Source organism: Mesorhizobium sp. M0802 (assembly GCF_040320115.1).
Taxonomy (GTDB): Bacteria; Pseudomonadota; Alphaproteobacteria; order Rhizobiales; family Rhizobiaceae; genus Mesorhizobium.
This window is the reverse complement of record NZ_JAMYOY010000006.1, coordinates 149,517-163,973: the sequence shown is the minus strand read 5'-3', so window position 1 is coordinate 163,973 and position 14,457 is coordinate 149,517. Positions and strand designations below refer to the sequence as shown.

General features: G+C 61.7%; 15 protein-coding genes. 7 read left to right on the top strand and 8 right to left on the bottom strand.

Annotated elements, in window-relative coordinates; all coding sequences use genetic code 11:
• Window position 1: 1 nt before the first annotated feature.
• The gene (locus tag NKI10_RS11825; RefSeq protein WP_352860023.1) at window positions 2-1,273 is read left to right on the top strand and encodes a cysteine desulfurase-like protein; all 1,272 of its coding nucleotides are present in this window, start codon (window positions 2-4) and stop codon (window positions 1,271-1,273) included.
• Between the two features lie 8 nt (window positions 1,274-1,281).
• Here NKI10_RS11825 and NKI10_RS11820 read toward each other — a convergent pair whose 3' ends face one another.
• From NKI10_RS11820 to NKI10_RS11810, 3 genes are all read right to left on the bottom strand, one after another.
• Window positions 1,282-3,243, bottom strand: coding sequence for a 3-hydroxyacyl-CoA dehydrogenase NAD-binding domain-containing protein (locus tag NKI10_RS11820; RefSeq protein WP_352860021.1), 1,962 nt, complete (start codon window positions 3,241-3,243; stop codon window positions 1,282-1,284).
• 225 nt (window positions 3,244-3,468) lie between these two features.
• Window positions 3,469-4,446, bottom strand: a complete 978-nt coding sequence (locus NKI10_RS11815) for a UDP-glucuronic acid decarboxylase family protein (RefSeq protein ID WP_352860019.1) — start codon at window positions 4,444-4,446, stop codon at window positions 3,469-3,471.
• A 179-nt stretch (window positions 4,447-4,625) separates the two neighbouring features.
• Window positions 4,626-4,844: a hypothetical protein gene (locus tag NKI10_RS11810; RefSeq protein WP_023695197.1), complete on the bottom strand. Its 219-nt coding sequence runs from the start codon at window positions 4,842-4,844 to the stop codon at window positions 4,626-4,628.
• A 68-nt stretch (window positions 4,845-4,912) separates the two neighbouring features.
• Here NKI10_RS11810 and NKI10_RS11805 point away from each other — a divergent pair, with 68 nt between their 5' ends.
• Window positions 4,913-6,193 carry a nucleotide sugar dehydrogenase gene (locus NKI10_RS11805; protein ID WP_023682723.1) on the top strand — a complete coding sequence of 427 codons (1,281 nt, stop codon included), beginning with the start codon at window positions 4,913-4,915 and terminating at the stop codon, window positions 6,191-6,193.
• Between the two features lie 31 nt (window positions 6,194-6,224).
• Window positions 6,225-7,244: an NAD-dependent epimerase gene (locus NKI10_RS11800; protein ID WP_352860016.1), complete on the top strand. Its 1,020-nt coding sequence runs from the start codon at window positions 6,225-6,227 to the stop codon at window positions 7,242-7,244.
• Between the two features lie 70 nt (window positions 7,245-7,314).
• Here NKI10_RS11800 and NKI10_RS11795 read toward each other — a convergent pair whose 3' ends face one another.
• Window positions 7,315-8,211: an AraC family transcriptional regulator gene (locus tag NKI10_RS11795; protein ID WP_023686927.1), complete on the bottom strand. Its 897-nt coding sequence runs from the start codon at window positions 8,209-8,211 to the stop codon at window positions 7,315-7,317.
• A gap of 147 nt (window positions 8,212-8,358) precedes the next feature.
• Between NKI10_RS11795 and NKI10_RS11790 the strand changes: the two genes are divergently transcribed.
• The gene (locus NKI10_RS11790; RefSeq protein ID WP_023682721.1) at window positions 8,359-9,084 is read left to right on the top strand and encodes an SDR family oxidoreductase; all 726 of its coding nucleotides are present in this window, start codon (window positions 8,359-8,361) and stop codon (window positions 9,082-9,084) included.
• Window positions 9,085-9,168: 84 nt separating this feature from the next.
• Here NKI10_RS11790 and NKI10_RS11785 read toward each other — a convergent pair whose 3' ends face one another.
• From NKI10_RS11785 to NKI10_RS11775, 3 genes are all read right to left on the bottom strand, one after another.
• The gene (locus tag NKI10_RS11785; protein ID WP_084014283.1) at window positions 9,169-9,399 is read right to left on the bottom strand and encodes a helix-turn-helix domain-containing protein; all 231 of its coding nucleotides are present in this window, start codon (window positions 9,397-9,399) and stop codon (window positions 9,169-9,171) included.
• 22 nt (window positions 9,400-9,421) lie between these two features.
• Window positions 9,422-10,168, bottom strand: coding sequence for an IclR family transcriptional regulator (locus NKI10_RS11780; protein WP_023686930.1), 747 nt, complete (start codon window positions 10,166-10,168; stop codon window positions 9,422-9,424).
• Between the two features lie 266 nt (window positions 10,169-10,434).
• A complete protein-coding gene (locus tag NKI10_RS11775; RefSeq protein WP_352860013.1) occupies window positions 10,435-11,304 on the bottom strand; it encodes a helix-turn-helix domain-containing protein in 870 nt (289 codons plus the stop codon).
• Window positions 11,305-11,396: 92 nt separating this feature from the next.
• On the opposite strand from NKI10_RS11775, the gene NKI10_RS11770 reads away from it, so the two are divergent.
• Together NKI10_RS11770 and NKI10_RS11765 are read left to right on the top strand one after the other, a co-directional pair.
• Window positions 11,397-12,941 carry a 4-hydroxyphenylacetate 3-hydroxylase N-terminal domain-containing protein gene (locus tag NKI10_RS11770; protein ID WP_352519547.1) on the top strand — a complete coding sequence of 515 codons (1,545 nt, stop codon included), beginning with the start codon at window positions 11,397-11,399 and terminating at the stop codon, window positions 12,939-12,941.
• Between the two features lie 6 nt (window positions 12,942-12,947).
• Entirely contained in the window at window positions 12,948-13,457 is a 510-nt protein-coding gene (locus NKI10_RS11765) for a flavin reductase (protein WP_352860011.1), read from the top strand.
• Window positions 13,458-13,467: 10 nt separating this feature from the next.
• Here the strand turns inward: NKI10_RS11765 and hpaR are convergent, their stop codons facing one another.
• Window positions 13,468-13,863 (bottom strand): homoprotocatechuate degradation operon regulator HpaR, encoded by a 396-nt coding sequence (gene hpaR / locus NKI10_RS11760; protein ID WP_023704722.1) that lies wholly within the window; start codon window positions 13,861-13,863, stop codon window positions 13,468-13,470.
• A gap of 201 nt (window positions 13,864-14,064) precedes the next feature.
• Here hpaR and NKI10_RS11755 point away from each other — a divergent pair, with 201 nt between their 5' ends.
• Window positions 14,065-14,451 (top strand): 5-carboxymethyl-2-hydroxymuconate Delta-isomerase, encoded by a 387-nt coding sequence (locus tag NKI10_RS11755; protein ID WP_023695203.1) that lies wholly within the window; start codon window positions 14,065-14,067, stop codon window positions 14,449-14,451.
• Window positions 14,452-14,457: the final 6 nt, after the last annotated feature.

The following is a 14,457-nucleotide window of genomic DNA, read 5'->3' as shown; positions in this document are numbered from 1 at the left end:
GTTGAGCAATTCCCAAGCCGCCGGCGGCTTTCCGGTCGACACCATCCGCGCCATGTTTCCGGCCTTGCAGCGCGCCGGTGATTTCATCTTCATGGACAACGCCGCCGGCGCGCAGATCCCGCAGAGCGTGCTCGACGCGGTGACCAATCACCTGGTCTCGCACAATGTGCAGCGTGGTGGTCGCTATGGGCGCTCGGTCACGGTCGACCAATCGGTTGCGGATGCTCGGACGAGCGTGGCCTTGCTGATCAACGCCTACAGTCCGTCGGAAATCTGCTTCGGCATGAACGCCACCTCGTTCATTCGCCTGGTCAGCCTCGGCATCGGCCAGATGCTGGCCAAGGACACAGAGCGCGACGAGATCGTCATCACCGATATGGACCACGACGCCAACATCGCCACGTGGCTGGCGCTGGAGCCCGCCGGAGCCAAGTTCAAATGGTGGCGCATGCGCGAGGACGGCAACCTGCATGTCGACGACCTCAAGCCGCTGGTTTCCGATCGCACCCGTCTCGTCGCCTGCACGGTGACCGCGCATTCGATCGGCTCGATCGTCGACGTCGCTTCGGTGGCCGCGATCGCGCATGCGGCCGGCGCCGAAGTGTTCCTTGACTGCGTGCATTACGGACCGCACGGGCTGATCGACGTGCAGGCCTGGGACTGCGACTATCTCGTCTGCTCCGGCTACAAGAATTTCTCGCCGCATATGGGCTTTCTGTGGGGCCGCTTCGAAACGCTGAAGCGGCTGCCGACCTTCCGCGAGGATTTCATCCCCGACGAGCCGCCTTACAAGGTCGAGGCCGGCACCTTCATCTACGAGAACGTCTCAGGCATGGATGCCGCGGTGCAGTACCTGGAACTGATCGGCCGCAATCTGGCGCCCTCCAACAACCGCTCGCGGCGCGACAACATCGTTGCCGGCATGGGCGCTATCCGCGACTACGAAGTGCTCCTGGCGCGTGAGATGCTCGCGGTGCTCAAAGCTTGCGGCGCGACCATTTACGGGGTTTCGGAAGAGACCCGCATCAACGAGCGCGTGCCGACCTTCTGCTTCAACATCGGCAAGCTGTCGCCGCAGCGGATCGTCGAGGAAATGGCTGAGATGCAGATCGGCATCCGCGACGGCCATATGTATGCGCCCCGGTTGATGAAGCGTCTCAACCTGTCGATGGACAGCGGCGCCATCCGCGCCTCGCTGGTCCATTACAACACGGTCGACGAGGTCAGGCGTTTCGGCCAGGCGTTGCGCGCCGTCGTAGCCAAGCTGTCGTAGCTTGTCCGTCAGATGTCTCCGGCGTGGAACATCGGCCCGCCCTTGTGGGCCGGGAAGCCATAGCCGTTGATCATCACCAGATCGATGTCGGAGGCACGCGCCGCGATGCCTTCGGCAAGCAAGGCCTTGCCCTCTTCGGCCATTGCCGCCAGCAAGCGCGTGACGATCTCATCGGGCGAAAAGCGGCGCGGCACGATGTCCTTGGCCGCCCGAACGGCCTCGATCAGCGCGGCCACTTGCGGGTCGCTCCTGCGCTCGCCGTCGGAATAATCGTACCAGCCGCGCCCGGTCTTGCGGCCGAAGCGGCCGGCCTCGCACAGCCGGTCGGCGATCTCGACATAACGTGCTTGCGGATCGCGCATCGCAGCCTGTCGCTTGCGCCGCGCCCAGGCTATCTCCAGCCCAGCCATGTCGTTGACCGCGAAGATCCCCATCGGGAAGCCCCAGGCCTCCAGCGCGGCATCCACCTCTTCCGGTGCTGCGCCATCCTCCACCATGAACTCCGCCTCGCGGCGGTAGGCCGAATAGATGCGGTTGCCGATGAAACCCTCGGTAACGCCGCACACGACAGGCAGCTTGCCGAGCTTCCTGACGAACGCGATAGCCGAGGCGAGCACATCGGGCGCCGTCGCCGCGCAATCCACCACTTCGGTGAGCCGCATGACGTTGGCCGGGGAGAAAAAATGCAGGCCGGCGATCCGTTCGGGCCGGGCGGTTGCCGAGGCGATCTCGTCGGGGTTGAGGTAGCTGGTGTTGGTCGCCAGTATGGCGTCGGGGCGGACGATACGATCAAGCTTCCGGAAGAGTTCGGTTTTTACCGCGAGATCGTCGAACACTGCCTCGATGACCAGATCGGCCTGCACCAGCCTGCCGGCGTCACTGGCCGCTTCAAACCGGCTCAGCGCCTCCCTGCGGGCATGATCGGTGAGTCGGCCGGATTGGACCGACTTGTCGAGAAGGCCGGCGATCCGCTCGTATCCTTTTGCCGCGGCGTCGTCGGTCTGCTCGATGCCGATGACGCGATAGCCGGCATTCAAGGCCGAGACCGCGATGCCTGCACCCATCAGGCCGGTTCCGACGATACCGACGGTCTCGACCTTGCGAGGCGTGATACCCTCCAGCCTGTCGACTTTGCTGGCTTGCCTCTCGGCAAAGAAGACGTGGCGCAACGCTGCCGCCTCGCGAGAATCCCGGAGGCGCAGGAAGGTCGCGCGTTCGTCCGCAAGACCGTCCTCAAGTTTGGCCGCGGACGCAGCCTGGACCAGTCTCACGGCTTCTGAAGGCGCGATCTGTCCACGGCTGCGGGAAAGCACCTTTCTTGCGGCTGCCGCTTCGGCTTCGGGTTGCGAGCGTGGGACGGAAAGCGCGCCCGTGCGCCGCAACGGTTGGCCAACGAGACGGCGGGCGACATCGAGCGCGCCTTCGGGAAGATCGTCTGCAATGGCATCGATCAGACCGAGAGTGAGCGCTTCGTCGGCTTTCGCGGGCCGACCCGTGCCGATCAGGTCGATTGCGGCGACCGTGCCGATGAGGCGGGGCAGGCGTTGGGTTCCGCCGGCCCCAGGCACTAACCCGAGCTTGACCTCGGGCAGGCCGAAGCTGGCCGCCTTGCTGGCCACCCGGTAGTGGCAGGCCAGCGCAATCTCGCAGCCGCCGCCGAGCGCCGCGCCGCCAACTGTCGCGACGACCGGTTTCGCGAAGCTCTCGATCGCTTCGATCACTTCAGGCAGTGTGGGCTCGATAGCGGGCTTGCCGAATTCCTTGATATCGGCGCCACCGATGAAGGTGCGCCCAATGGCGGTCAGCACCACGGCAGACACTTCATCCGACGCCGCACGCCCAAGCGCAGCCATCAGTCCGGCCCTGACATGGAAGGACAGCGCGTTGGCCGGCGGATTTTCGATCGTGACGACGAGAACGCCATCGACGATCTTGCCTGTGACACTCTCGGAAAATCGTGCTGTGTTCATGGAGTTTTATCCCGGAACGACGGCAAATCTTCCTCCTCCTTCTGCTCTCCGCCAAATGCCGGTGTCCCGGCTCGGACGGATGAAGCGCCATGGGGTTCTTCAAATAATTTCAAGCTTAAAATAATTAGAATTCAAAAAACTTCAAGCCTACCGGAGTCGACTGCAAAAGGCGTCGCTACCACGACGGTGATCGGTCAGACTTGACGGTTGCACTGCGGTGCCGGGTCAAGGCGAGTTTGTGGAAACCTTCGGCAGCAGGGCTTTGAAATAGTCGATCGTCTGTTGCAGCCCGGCTTCCAAAGTCACCGTCGGCTCCCAGTCGACAAGCCTTTTGGCAAGGGTGATATCGGGCTGGCGGTGCCGCGGATCGTCTTGCGGAAGATCGCGGTAAATTATATCCGAACCTGATCCGGTCATCTGCGTCGTCAGTTCGGCCAAGCGCCTGATCGTTACTTCCCTTGGATTGCCGATGTTTACTGGACCGGTCACCTCCGGCCCCGTATCCATGAGGCGCAGCATGCCGCTCACCAGGTCGTCGACGTAGCAAAACGACCTTGTCTGTGAGCCGTCGCCGAAAATGGTTATCGGTTCACCACGAAGCGCCTGCACGATGAAATTTGAGACAACCCTGCCGTCTGCCGGGTGCATGCGCGGCCCGAACGTATTGAAAATCCGCGCGACCTTGACCCACAAGCCATGTTGTCGGTGATAGTCGAAGAACAGCGTTTCGGCGCAGCGTTTGCCTTCATCGTAGCATGAGCGCGGCCCGATCGGGTTTACATTGCCCCAGTAACTCTCGGGCTGCGGATGCACAGACGCGTCACCATAGACCTCACTGGTGGAGGCCTGAAAGACTTTGCATTTCAGCCGCTTTGCCAGTCCAAGAACATTGATGGCGCCGTGCACGGCGGTCTTGATCGTCTGAACCGGGTCGTACTGGTAGTGAACAGGCGAGGCCGGACACGCCAGGTTGTAAATCTCATCGACTTCGACGTAGAGCGGAAAGGTCACGTCATGGCGCATGAATTCGAAGCGGGGATGCTTGGCCAAATGGTCGATATTGCGCTTTGATCCGGTGAAAAGGTTGTCGACACACAAGATTTCGTCGCCTCGTTCCAACAGGCGGTCAATAAGATGCGAGCCGATAAACCCTGCGCCCCCGGTAACGAGAATGCGTCTGCGGCTGTCATAGAGTCTGGCCAATTTCTGCTCCCAGGCAAATGCTGATCGACCAGATATCGGTCGCCACACGCAGGATACGACGTGTCCGCAGCCAATGCACAAGGACCAAACTGAAATTTCGCAGATCCGCTCGGTGCCGATGCGAATTCCGATCCGGGCATTTGGTTTGATCAGAAGGCACGATTGAGGCCGATAGTGGCCTATGGATTGGCAGCAGAGAATATCAGCCCTGTCGTCAGGGCCGCCGCTGCGTAGATGGCCGGCAGAACCTGACGGTTCACCCCAATCCGCAGCAGAGAGTGGCTCGAAACCCGATCCTGCTGGATTTTATCCACAACATCGATGGCATCGGCGGATGGCAACATGAAAAAAACGGTGACGCCTATTTGCGTGAGACATTCTTCTTCGCGATAGAGCATCGTTGAATTGGCCTACAGCCTGCCATACAAGCACGTCGGCTCAACAGGTGGCTCGAGGAACCCCACGGATGTCCGAACGCATTGCAGTTATCGGCCTGGGTTATGTCGGCCTGCCGGTAGCCATCGCCTTCGGGAAGGTTTTCCCCGGCACCATAGCTTTTGACATCAGCGAGCGTCGGATCGGGGAATTGCGTGGCGGCGTCGATCGTACGGGAGAAGTTGATGCAACGGCGCTCAAGGAGACCTCGATAGGGCTGACGACCGACCGGGAGATGTTGAAAGGCGCTACTTTCTTCATCGTTGCCGTGCCAACCCCTATCGACGCAAATCGCGCTCCCGATCTGGCTTCTTTGAAACTGGCGTCCGAACTCGTCGGCGAGGCGGTGAGCAAAGGCGCCGTCGTCGTTTTTGAGTCGACAGTCTATCCAGGTGTGACCGAAGATTTCTGTGGGCCGATCATCGAGCAGGTTTCCGGCCTGCGACATCCCCGCGACTTTGCCCTCGGCTATTCGCCCGAACGCGCCAACCCCGGCGATCGGGAACACTCGCTGCAAAAGATCGTCAAAGTCGTCTCCGGCGAGAATAACGAGACGCTGGAGCGCGTCGCGAACGTTTATGGCCGTATCATAGATGCCGGCGTCTACCGCGCCCCGTCGATCAAGGTGGCCGAGGCAGCGAAGGTTATCGAGAACACCCAGCGCGATCTGAACATCGCGCTGATGAACGAACTGGCAATGATCTTCGAGCGGCTCGATATCCGGACGCAGGATGTTCTTGATGCTGCGTCGACGAAATGGAACTTCCTTCCCTTCAAACCGGGGTTCGTCGGCGGCCACTGCATCAGCGTCGATCCATATTATTTGACCGCCAAGGCCGAGGCCGAAGGTTACCATCCGCAGATCATCCTCGCCGGACGTCGCATCAATGACGGAATGGGGGCCTTCGTCGCCCAGCAGGTTGTCAAACGGCTGATTGGTTCTGACACGCCCGTCAAAGGGGCTTCTGTCGGCATTCTCGGGCTGACATTCAAGGAGGACGTGCCGGATTTGCGCAACAGCCGCGTTTTCGACATGGTCAAGGAACTAAGGCAGTTCGGAATTATCCCCAAAGTCCATGATCCCCTTGCCGATGTCGAAACCGCTCGGCGTGATCACGGCGAAACAATCCTGCCGCTCGATGAGATAAACGATTTGCAGGCGCTTGTTCTGGCGGTGCCTCACAGGCAATATCTCACCAACGAAAGAGCGCGTCTTTTTCAAATGATCAGGCCGGGGGGGACACTGTTCGATGTCAAGTCGGCCATCAAGCCCAATGAAGTTCCCGACAACATAAAATACTGGAGCTTGTAAAGCTCGCCTGAAATTAACGCTAGGATATGCAGTGACATCAAGCAGGCCGATACTGATCACCGGCGCAGCCGGGTTCATAGGGTTTCATCTTTGCCTGAGGCTGCTTGCCGAAGGAGGCCAGGTTATCGGCCTCGACTCCATGAACGAGTATTATGACGTCAGCCTGAAGCAGGCTCGTCTCGAGCGGCTGAAAGCGTTTTCGAATTTTTGTTTCGAGCATGCCGATCTCACGGAGCGGGACCGTATTTCGGAGCTCTTCCTTTCGGCCGCGCCGGAGGTTGTCGTCAATCTCGCGGCGCAAGCCGGCGTACGCTATTCGATCAGCAATCCGCACGCCTATGTGGAAAGCAACCTCAGCGGCTTTGTCAACATCCTGGAAGGATGCCGGCAGGCGTCCGTCGGCCATCTGGTCTATGCATCGTCGAGTTCGATTTATGGCGGCAGCACCCGCATGCCGTTTTCCGTGCACGATCCGGCGGACCATCCGCTCAGCCTTTACGCCGCAAGCAAGAAGGCGAACGAGTTGATGGCGCACACATACAGCCATCTGTTTGGACTGCCGACCACCGGGCTGCGTTTTTTCACCGTCTATGGTCCGTGGGGGCGGCCGGACATGGCGCTGTTCATCTTCGCCAAGGCTATCCTCGCTGGCGAGCCGATCGAGGTCTTCAACTATGGCAATATGCAGCGGGATTTCACCTATATCGACGACATTGTCGAAGGCATTATCCGCGTCATGCAGCAACCCGCGACACCCAATCCTGAGTGGAAAAGTGACGCGCCAGACCCAGCGACCAGCAACGCCCCGTTCAGGATTCACAACATCGGCGGCAATTCGCCCGTTCAACTGAACCGATTGATCGAGGTGCTCGAAGACGCGCTGGGACGCAAGGCAAACCGCAACCTCAGGCCACTTCAGCCAGGCGACGTTCCGGCAACTTTCGCCAATGTCAGCTCGCTCGAGGAGGCGACCGGCTTCAAGCCCAAAATCCCGATCGAAATAGGGGTTCCGCGCTTTGTCGAATGGTACCGGGAGTTCTACCGAGCATGATCGGACGCTTCGCCACCTGGAGGCGGCTGGCTCCTGACCAGCCATGGCTGGCGCATGCCGCTCGGAAAACTCAATAAGCCGCAGCCGAACTGGGTGTCGCCTGAAGGCGGTCAATATCTTTCCGGGGCGGCGCACCGAACAGGCGACGATATTCTCGGCTGAACTGCGAAGGGCTGTCATAGCCCACCGCGAACCCGGCCGTGCCTGCGTTTGCGCCGCCGGCAAGCATAATCCTTCGCGCCTCCTGCAGGCGCAGCTGCTTCTGGTATTCGAGCGGGGTCATGCGCGTAATCGCCTTGAAATGGGCATGAAGGGACGACGCGCTCATGCCTGATGCCGCCGCAATCTCTTCGATGCGCAGTTGTGCCTGGAAATGATTGCGGATCGTGGCGATGGCGCGGCTGACCTGGTTCAGGTGGCTGTCCACCGACGCCATCTGGCGAAGCGTGTCACCGTGCGGTCCGGTGAGGAGCCGGTAAAGGATTTCGCGTTCGATCAGCGGCGCCAGCACGGTGATGCTCTCGGGGCGATCGAGCAGCCTGACAAGCCGACAGGCGGCATCAATCAGGTCGGGGTCACTTGGATAGGCAGCTAACACCGGCAGATCCCTGCTGGGGGATGCACGTCCTTCTTTCACAAGCAGTTCGGCCAGCGCGGTGGAATCAAAATCTATCTTGCAACAGAGGTAGGGCGCCGCCGGGCTCGCCTCCAACACATGCCCGACCAGCGGCAGGTCGACCGAGACGAGCAGGTAGCTCGATGCGTCATAGACCACGCTCTGGTCGGCCAGCGAGACGCGCTTCGATCCTTGGGCGATTATGCAAAGCGACGCCTCGTAGACCGCAGGCACGGGTGCACTGGGCTGGTTGGCGCGAATGAGCGACAGCCGCGGCACCGCAGTGCCGGCCATGCCAGATTTCGGCGCAAAGCGGGTGATCAGCTCGGCGAGTTCATTGATTTTCTCCATGCCGCATAAATCTTCATGGCGCGAAATGTTGCAAGGCATTTCGAGTTCATTTGGAGGATCGTGCAAACTCTTTGGACGATCACGCTACCGGCCTTTGCCGGTTCGCGCCATCTATCTCCCCGTCACCGCAGCGAAAAAGGAACGATCATGACGGGACTTAAAGACAAGGTTGTACTCATCACCGGCGCCTCCAGCGGCATCGGCGAAGCGACGGTTCGGGAACTTGCCGGTGCCGGCGCCAGACTGTTCATCGGGGCCCGCCGCACCGAGCGGCTCAAGGCGCTGGCCGCAGAAATAGGCAAAGGCGTCGCGTGGCGCGAACTCGACGTGACTGACGCGGCGAATTTCGACGCCTTTGCCGATGCCGCCCATGCCGAATTCGGGCAGATCGATGTGCTGGTCAACAATGCCGGCGTCATGCCGCTGTCGCCGCTTGCCGCGCTGAAGCGCGATGAGTGGTCTCGCATGATCAATGTCAACATCGGCGGCGTGCTGAACGGGATCGCCGCGGTGCTGCCGCGCTTCGTCGCCCAGAAGAATGGGCATATCGTCAATGTCGCCTCGGTCGGTGCGCATATCGTGCTGCCCACCGCGGCGGTCTATTGCGGCACGAAATATGCCGTCTGGGCAATCACCGAGGGGCTGCGGCAGGAGCATGACGACATCCGCGCCACGATCATCTCCCCCGGAGTGACCGCAACCGAACTGGGCGACGATATCAGCGATCCTCAGGTCGCCACGGCTCTGAAAGAATGGCGGCAGAAGTCGCTCACACCGGACGCCATTGCACGGGCGATCCGTTTTGCGCTTGATCAACCCGATGGCGTGGACGTCAACGAAGTGATCGTACGGCCAACCGCTGCCAATATGTAGAACTTGCTGCCGGATGCCGGCTTTCGGCAAGCTAGGGCGCTCTCCGAGATCCGGCAAACGGCCCACCCCTCAATGCACCCGCCCTCAGCCTCTGGCGCAACTTCCGCGGGCCACATCGTACCGGCTCTCGAACGCGCGCGAAAAATGCGCACTCGAATTGAACCCCCAAGCAAAGGCGATTTCCGAGATCGTGGGCGACGCTCGGGCGGGCGACAACAATTCTTCCTTGCTGCGCTCCAGCCGCCTGTCCCAGACGAAGCGTTCCGGTCTCGCGGCAAGGCCGGTGCGCCGCTGGGAACTTAACCCGCTAATCATCTCCCCTGCGACGGTAGAGATGTCAGGCTTCGCCGGCCAGGCGCGCTGAAATCAGCCGCGCCGCCTTGATCACCGCTTCGCCCTGGCTGGCCGCCATGCTGTCATCGGCGCGTGACACAGGCGAGGCCACCGCCAGAGTGCCTAAAGGACGGCCATCGGAGCCGAGGATTGCCGCGGCTATGCTGTGGACGCCTTCTTCATAGCCTTGGGAGCTCGAGGAATAGCCGCGCTTGGCGGCAAGCCGGATCGCCTTCATCAGCCTGTCGGGCTGCGTCACCGTGTGTGGCGTGAAGGTCGGCAACGGCTTGTCGACATAGGCCTCGGCCGCTTCCCGAGGCGAAGCGGCGAGAAAGGCGATGCCGGAGGCGGTGCCGTGCAAGGGCAGCACCTGGCCGACATCGACATTGACCCGGTTGGCCTTTGCCGACAGCTCGACATGGACCGTCAGCAGTGCGCCGGCGCTGAATTCCGACAGATGCACCGTCTCGCCGGTTTCCAGCGCCAGCTCGCGAACCACAGGTGCTGCCACGCGCACGAAGGGAAAATGCGCGTCGCGAAACCGGGCCAGCCGCGACAGGCCGGCGCCGAGCCGGTAGCGGCGGCTTGCCGGCTCTTGTTCGATCAGGCGGTGGTCGGCCATCGCCATCAGCAGGCGCCGCGCCGTCGCCTTGTCGAGGCCGGTTTTGCGGGCGAGCTCGGACAGGCCGATCTCCGGTTCGCCGAGCGTGAACTGTTCCAACAGCGATATCGCTTTGCCGACTGTGCTCATCGTGCATCCTCAAGATACTTCGCATGGGAGGGAAGCCAATCCACCTTGCAGTGCGCTCATAGCACATAAAATGGTGGTTCAAATAACGAACCGTTTGGAAGCGACAAAAAACACCAGCAAGTTTCGCGGCGACATCAATCTCGATGCCGCGCCGTGCGCGGGGTGATGCTGCGCGGCAACACCTATCAACAGGTGGATCAACTCGGCGGCGCCGTGCCTGGCCGGCGTGTCGGCCCAAACGCCTGATCCTGGCCGGCGCGGAAGCTTCAACTCTGCGCCAGCTGCGCGCGGCGCCAGGCGGCGGGCGCCTGGCCAACCCGCTCCCGGAAGAAGCGTGAGAAATAGGCCGGATCTTCGAAGCCGATTTCGTAGGCGATGTCCTCGACGGTGCGCACGGTGAACAGCAGCAAGCGCTTGGCCTCCAGCAACCGTCGCTCGCCGATGGGTCGCTTGACGCCGCTGCCAAGCACCGTATGGGCGGCCTTGTCGAGAAGATGCGGTGTCGTGGCCAGCGCCTCGACGTAGCGGTCGACGGGCCAGTTGTCGCGGAAATGCGCATCGACCAGACGGCGCAAGCCGCGCGCCAATGCAGCATCGGAAGAACCGGTGGCATCCTTCACCTCGGGACCAAGGCGCGCGATGTGCGAGAGCGCGACGGCAATCAGCGCCGGCAGGGTCTTGTCACTCCCGGCCTGCGCCTCGGCATATTCCGTGGCGATCATCTCCAGCACCGCCGCAAGCCTTTTCCACGCGACGTGCTGAGGAAGGCTATCGGCAAAGACCGGCCGGTCCAATGGCAGCAGGCTGTGAGCGGCTATTGCCGCAAGCGCATCATCGGCGACCGAAACGACGATGGCGTCGGTGCCGGGCCCGATCGAGAAGCCATGCACGATGGTGCTCGGCACGAAGCTGACGGCCGGTGCCGAAAAGTCCCAGGATTGGTCTTCGATGCGGTAGGTGCCGGAGCCGCTGGTCCAGTAGGTGATCTGGCCCATTTGCGGATGCTTGTGCGCGGCAACCTGGCCGAGATGAATATTGCTGCGCGCAAGCACCGTCTCGACATGCAGGAAGCCGACATCGAGCGGCCGCACCGGCTCGCCATAGACAAAGAAATCAGGAATGGAATTGAGGCTCATAGCGCCGGAAAAAGTCCAATCGGTTTTGCCGTTACGTCCTAACCGATCCTTGCCAGGAGCGCTAGAGTTGATGCCATAAGTGGAGGAACATCATGCGATCGGAAGACTTTCGTGCCGACAATGGGCGCCCGTTCACCGGGGCCGAGTATATGGGGAGCCTGCGCGACGGCCGCGAGGTCTACATCAACGGCGAGCGCATTGCCGATGTCACCACCCATCCGGCGATGCGCAATTCGGCGCGGTCGCTGGCGCGCCTCTATGATGCGCTGCACGATCCCAAGCGGCAGGGCACGCTGACCTCGCCTACCGATACCGGTTCGGGCGGCTACACCCACAAATATTTCCGCGTTGCCAAATCCTCCGGCGAACTCGCGGCCCAGCAGACCGCGATCGCCGAGTGGTCACGCATGTCCTATGGCTGGATGGGCCGCACGCCCGATTACAAGGCGGCACTGATGAACACGCTCGGCGCCAATGCCGACTGGTACGGCCCGTTCAAGGACAATGCGCTCGCCTGGCACAAGCGTGCGCAGGAAGCCGTGCTGTTCATGAACCACGCCATTGTCAACCCGCCGATCGACCGCCACAAGCCGGCCGAACAGGTGAAGGATGTCTTCGTCCACATCACCAAGGAGACCGACGCCGGCATCTATGTATCCGGCGCCAAGGTGGTGGCGACGTCCTCGGCGCTGACCCACTACAATTTCCTGGCGCAGAGTTCGGCGACGGTCACCGAAGATCCGTCGCTGTCGGTCATGTTCATCGTGCCGATGAATGCGCCGGGGGTAAAGATGTTCTGCCGCGTCTCCTATGAGCAGACGGCCAACACGGCGGCGGCTCCGTTCGACTATCCGTTGTCGTCGCGCTTCGACGAGAACGATGCCATCCTGGTGCTCGACAATGTCTTCATCCCCTGGGAGGACGTGCTGGTCCTGCGCGACGCGCAGAAAATCCTGTCCTTCCATCCGGCTTCGGGCTTCATGCATGGCTATTGCTTCCAGGGCTGCACACGCTTTGCCGTCAAGCTCGACTTCCTCGCCGGCCTGCTGGCCAAGGCGCTGCGCGCCACCGGCGGAGATGCCTTCCGAGGCAACCAGGCGGCGCTGGGCGAGGTCATCGCGCTCAGGCACATGTTCTGGAGCTTTTCCAACGCCATGGCCTACAATCCGATCCCGTGGGCGAATGGCGCTGTCCTGCCCAACCTGGAAGCAGCCCTTGCCTACCGGACTTTCATGTCGGAAGCCTATCCGCGCGTCATCGACACGGTGCGCCGGGTGATCGCCTCCGGCTTGATCTACCTGCCGTCATCGGTGCGCGACTTCAACAATCCCGAGATCGATAAATACCTCGCGCAATATGTGCGCGGTTCCAACGACATGGGCCATGTCGAGCGCATCAAGATCATGAAACTGTTGTGGGACGCGACCGGCACCGAGTTCGGCGGCCGCCACGCCCTCTACGAACTCAACTATGCCGGTGCGCCGGAAGAGGTGCGGCTGCAGGTGCTGAAGGGCGCCGAACGCGGCGGCCGGCTGAAGGCCATGGAAGAACTGGTCGACACCTGCATGGCCGACTATGACGAGAACGGCTGGACGGGAGATACCTGGCTCAATCCGCTCGCTTCTACGGCCGGGTGATGTCAGATGGCCACGCAGATTTCGAAGGCCGATTTCCGCGACTCCATGGCAAGGGTCTGCGCGCCGGTCAACATCGTCACGACAGATGGCCCGGCCGGGCGCGGCGGCTTCACCGCCACCGCCATGTGCAGTGTGTCGGACGAACCGCCGACGCTGCTGGTGTGCATGAACGGCCGCTCGACGCAGGCCGCCATGTTTCTCGCCAACCGGCGCTTCTGCGTCAACGTGCTGACGCATGACCATATGCACCTGGCCGGCAAGTTCGCCGGCGCGACCAGGGACATGGAGGCACGCTATTCGGCGGCGCGCTGGCAAACGCTGACCTCGGGGACGCCAGCGCTGTCCGATGCGATCGTCAATTTCGATTGCGAGATCGAGGATGTGCACATCGTCGGCACGCATAATGTCATGATCGGCCGCGTTATCGACGTCAGGCACGGCAGCGGCGGCTCGGCCTTGCTCTATGTCGACCGCAATTACACGCAGCCGACGCGGCTTGGCAGCTTTGGCGGCTGAGCCGCAGCAATCAGCTCTCGCCGGCGATCAGGCTCTCCAGCAGATCGAGCAATTGCTCGAGCCTCTCATGTCCGAAGCGCTGTTCGATGTCGCGGTAGATGACGAGGCGTTCCGGCGACAAGGCATCGATCAGGGCGGAACCCGCCGGGGCGATCGTCAGCACGACACGGCGGCCATCGCCTTCCGCCTTGTTGCGGGTGATGAATTTTCGGCCCTCGAGCGTCTTGATGATGCGTGTCAGGCTGGGCGGCAGCACCGAAGCGCGATCGGCAAGTTCCGTCGCCTCGACAGGGCCGGCCTCGCTCAGAACGCGCAGCACGCGCCATTGCTGTTCGGTCACATCATGCGCCGCCAGCATTGGACGAAACCGCGCCATCACCACTTCGCGGGCATGGAGCAGCGCCATCGGCAGAGAACGACGGGTGTTTTCAGGCAGCAAGAAGCAGCGTCCCCAATGATGCGGGCGGTCGGCGGGACCGCACGCCAAAACCTGACCTTTCCATCCCGTATCGTCGCCTCAACTTGGATGCAAGGCTTGACTTCAGTGATGCTGCATGTAATTAACGCGTTAACTACAGCAGTGGAACAATACGGGGAGCGAGACGCGGTGCCTCACTTTTCCATCGAGTATTCGGCCAACCTCGATGCCAAGGTCGACATGAGCGAATTGTGCGCGCTGGTGTTGCGCACCGTGCTCGGCACCGGGCTGTTTGAAACCGGCGCGGTGCGGGTGCGGGCCTTCCGCGCGGAGGCCTATGCGATCGCCGACAGCTTACCGGAAAACGCCTTTCTCGACATGTCGTTTCGCATTGGAACCGGCCGCAGTGCCGAGGACAAGAGACGAACCGGGGAGGCGGTCTTCTCCGCCGTGAGCGAATACCTCGCCCCCCTGTTCGAGACCCCGCATTTCGCTCTTTCCCTGGAGATCAGGGAAATCGATCCGGTCCTGAGCTGGAAGAAAAATGCAATCCACCCGCGACTGCGCGGCAAGTGACGGAAG

Coding starts and splice junctions, on each gene's coding strand:
- NKI10_RS11820 (WP_352860021.1), bottom strand. CDS start 3,243: ATGAACACAGCACGATTTTCCGAGAGTGTCACAGGCAAGATCGTCGAT.
- NKI10_RS11810 (WP_023695197.1), bottom strand. CDS start 4,844: ATGCTCTATCGCGAAGAAGAATGTCTCACGCAAATAGGCGTCACCGTT.
- NKI10_RS11805 (WP_023682723.1), top strand. CDS start 4,913: ATGTCCGAACGCATTGCAGTTATCGGCCTGGGTTATGTCGGCCTGCCG.
- NKI10_RS11795 (WP_023686927.1), bottom strand. CDS start 8,211: ATGGAGAAAATCAATGAACTCGCCGAGCTGATCACCCGCTTTGCGCCG.
- NKI10_RS11790 (WP_023682721.1), top strand. CDS start 8,359: ATGACGGGACTTAAAGACAAGGTTGTACTCATCACCGGCGCCTCCAGC.
- NKI10_RS11785 (WP_084014283.1), bottom strand. CDS start 9,399: ATGATTAGCGGGTTAAGTTCCCAGCGGCGCACCGGCCTTGCCGCGAGA.
- NKI10_RS11780 (WP_023686930.1), bottom strand. CDS start 10,168: ATGAGCACAGTCGGCAAAGCGATATCGCTGTTGGAACAGTTCACGCTC.
- NKI10_RS11775 (WP_352860013.1), bottom strand. CDS start 11,304: ATGAGCCTCAATTCCATTCCTGATTTCTTTGTCTATGGCGAGCCGGTG.
- NKI10_RS11770 (WP_352519547.1), top strand. CDS start 11,397: ATGCGATCGGAAGACTTTCGTGCCGACAATGGGCGCCCGTTCACCGGG.
- NKI10_RS11765 (WP_352860011.1), top strand. CDS start 12,948: ATGGCCACGCAGATTTCGAAGGCCGATTTCCGCGACTCCATGGCAAGG.
- hpaR (WP_023704722.1), bottom strand. CDS start 13,863: ATGGCGCTGCTCCATGCCCGCGAAGTGGTGATGGCGCGGTTTCGTCCA.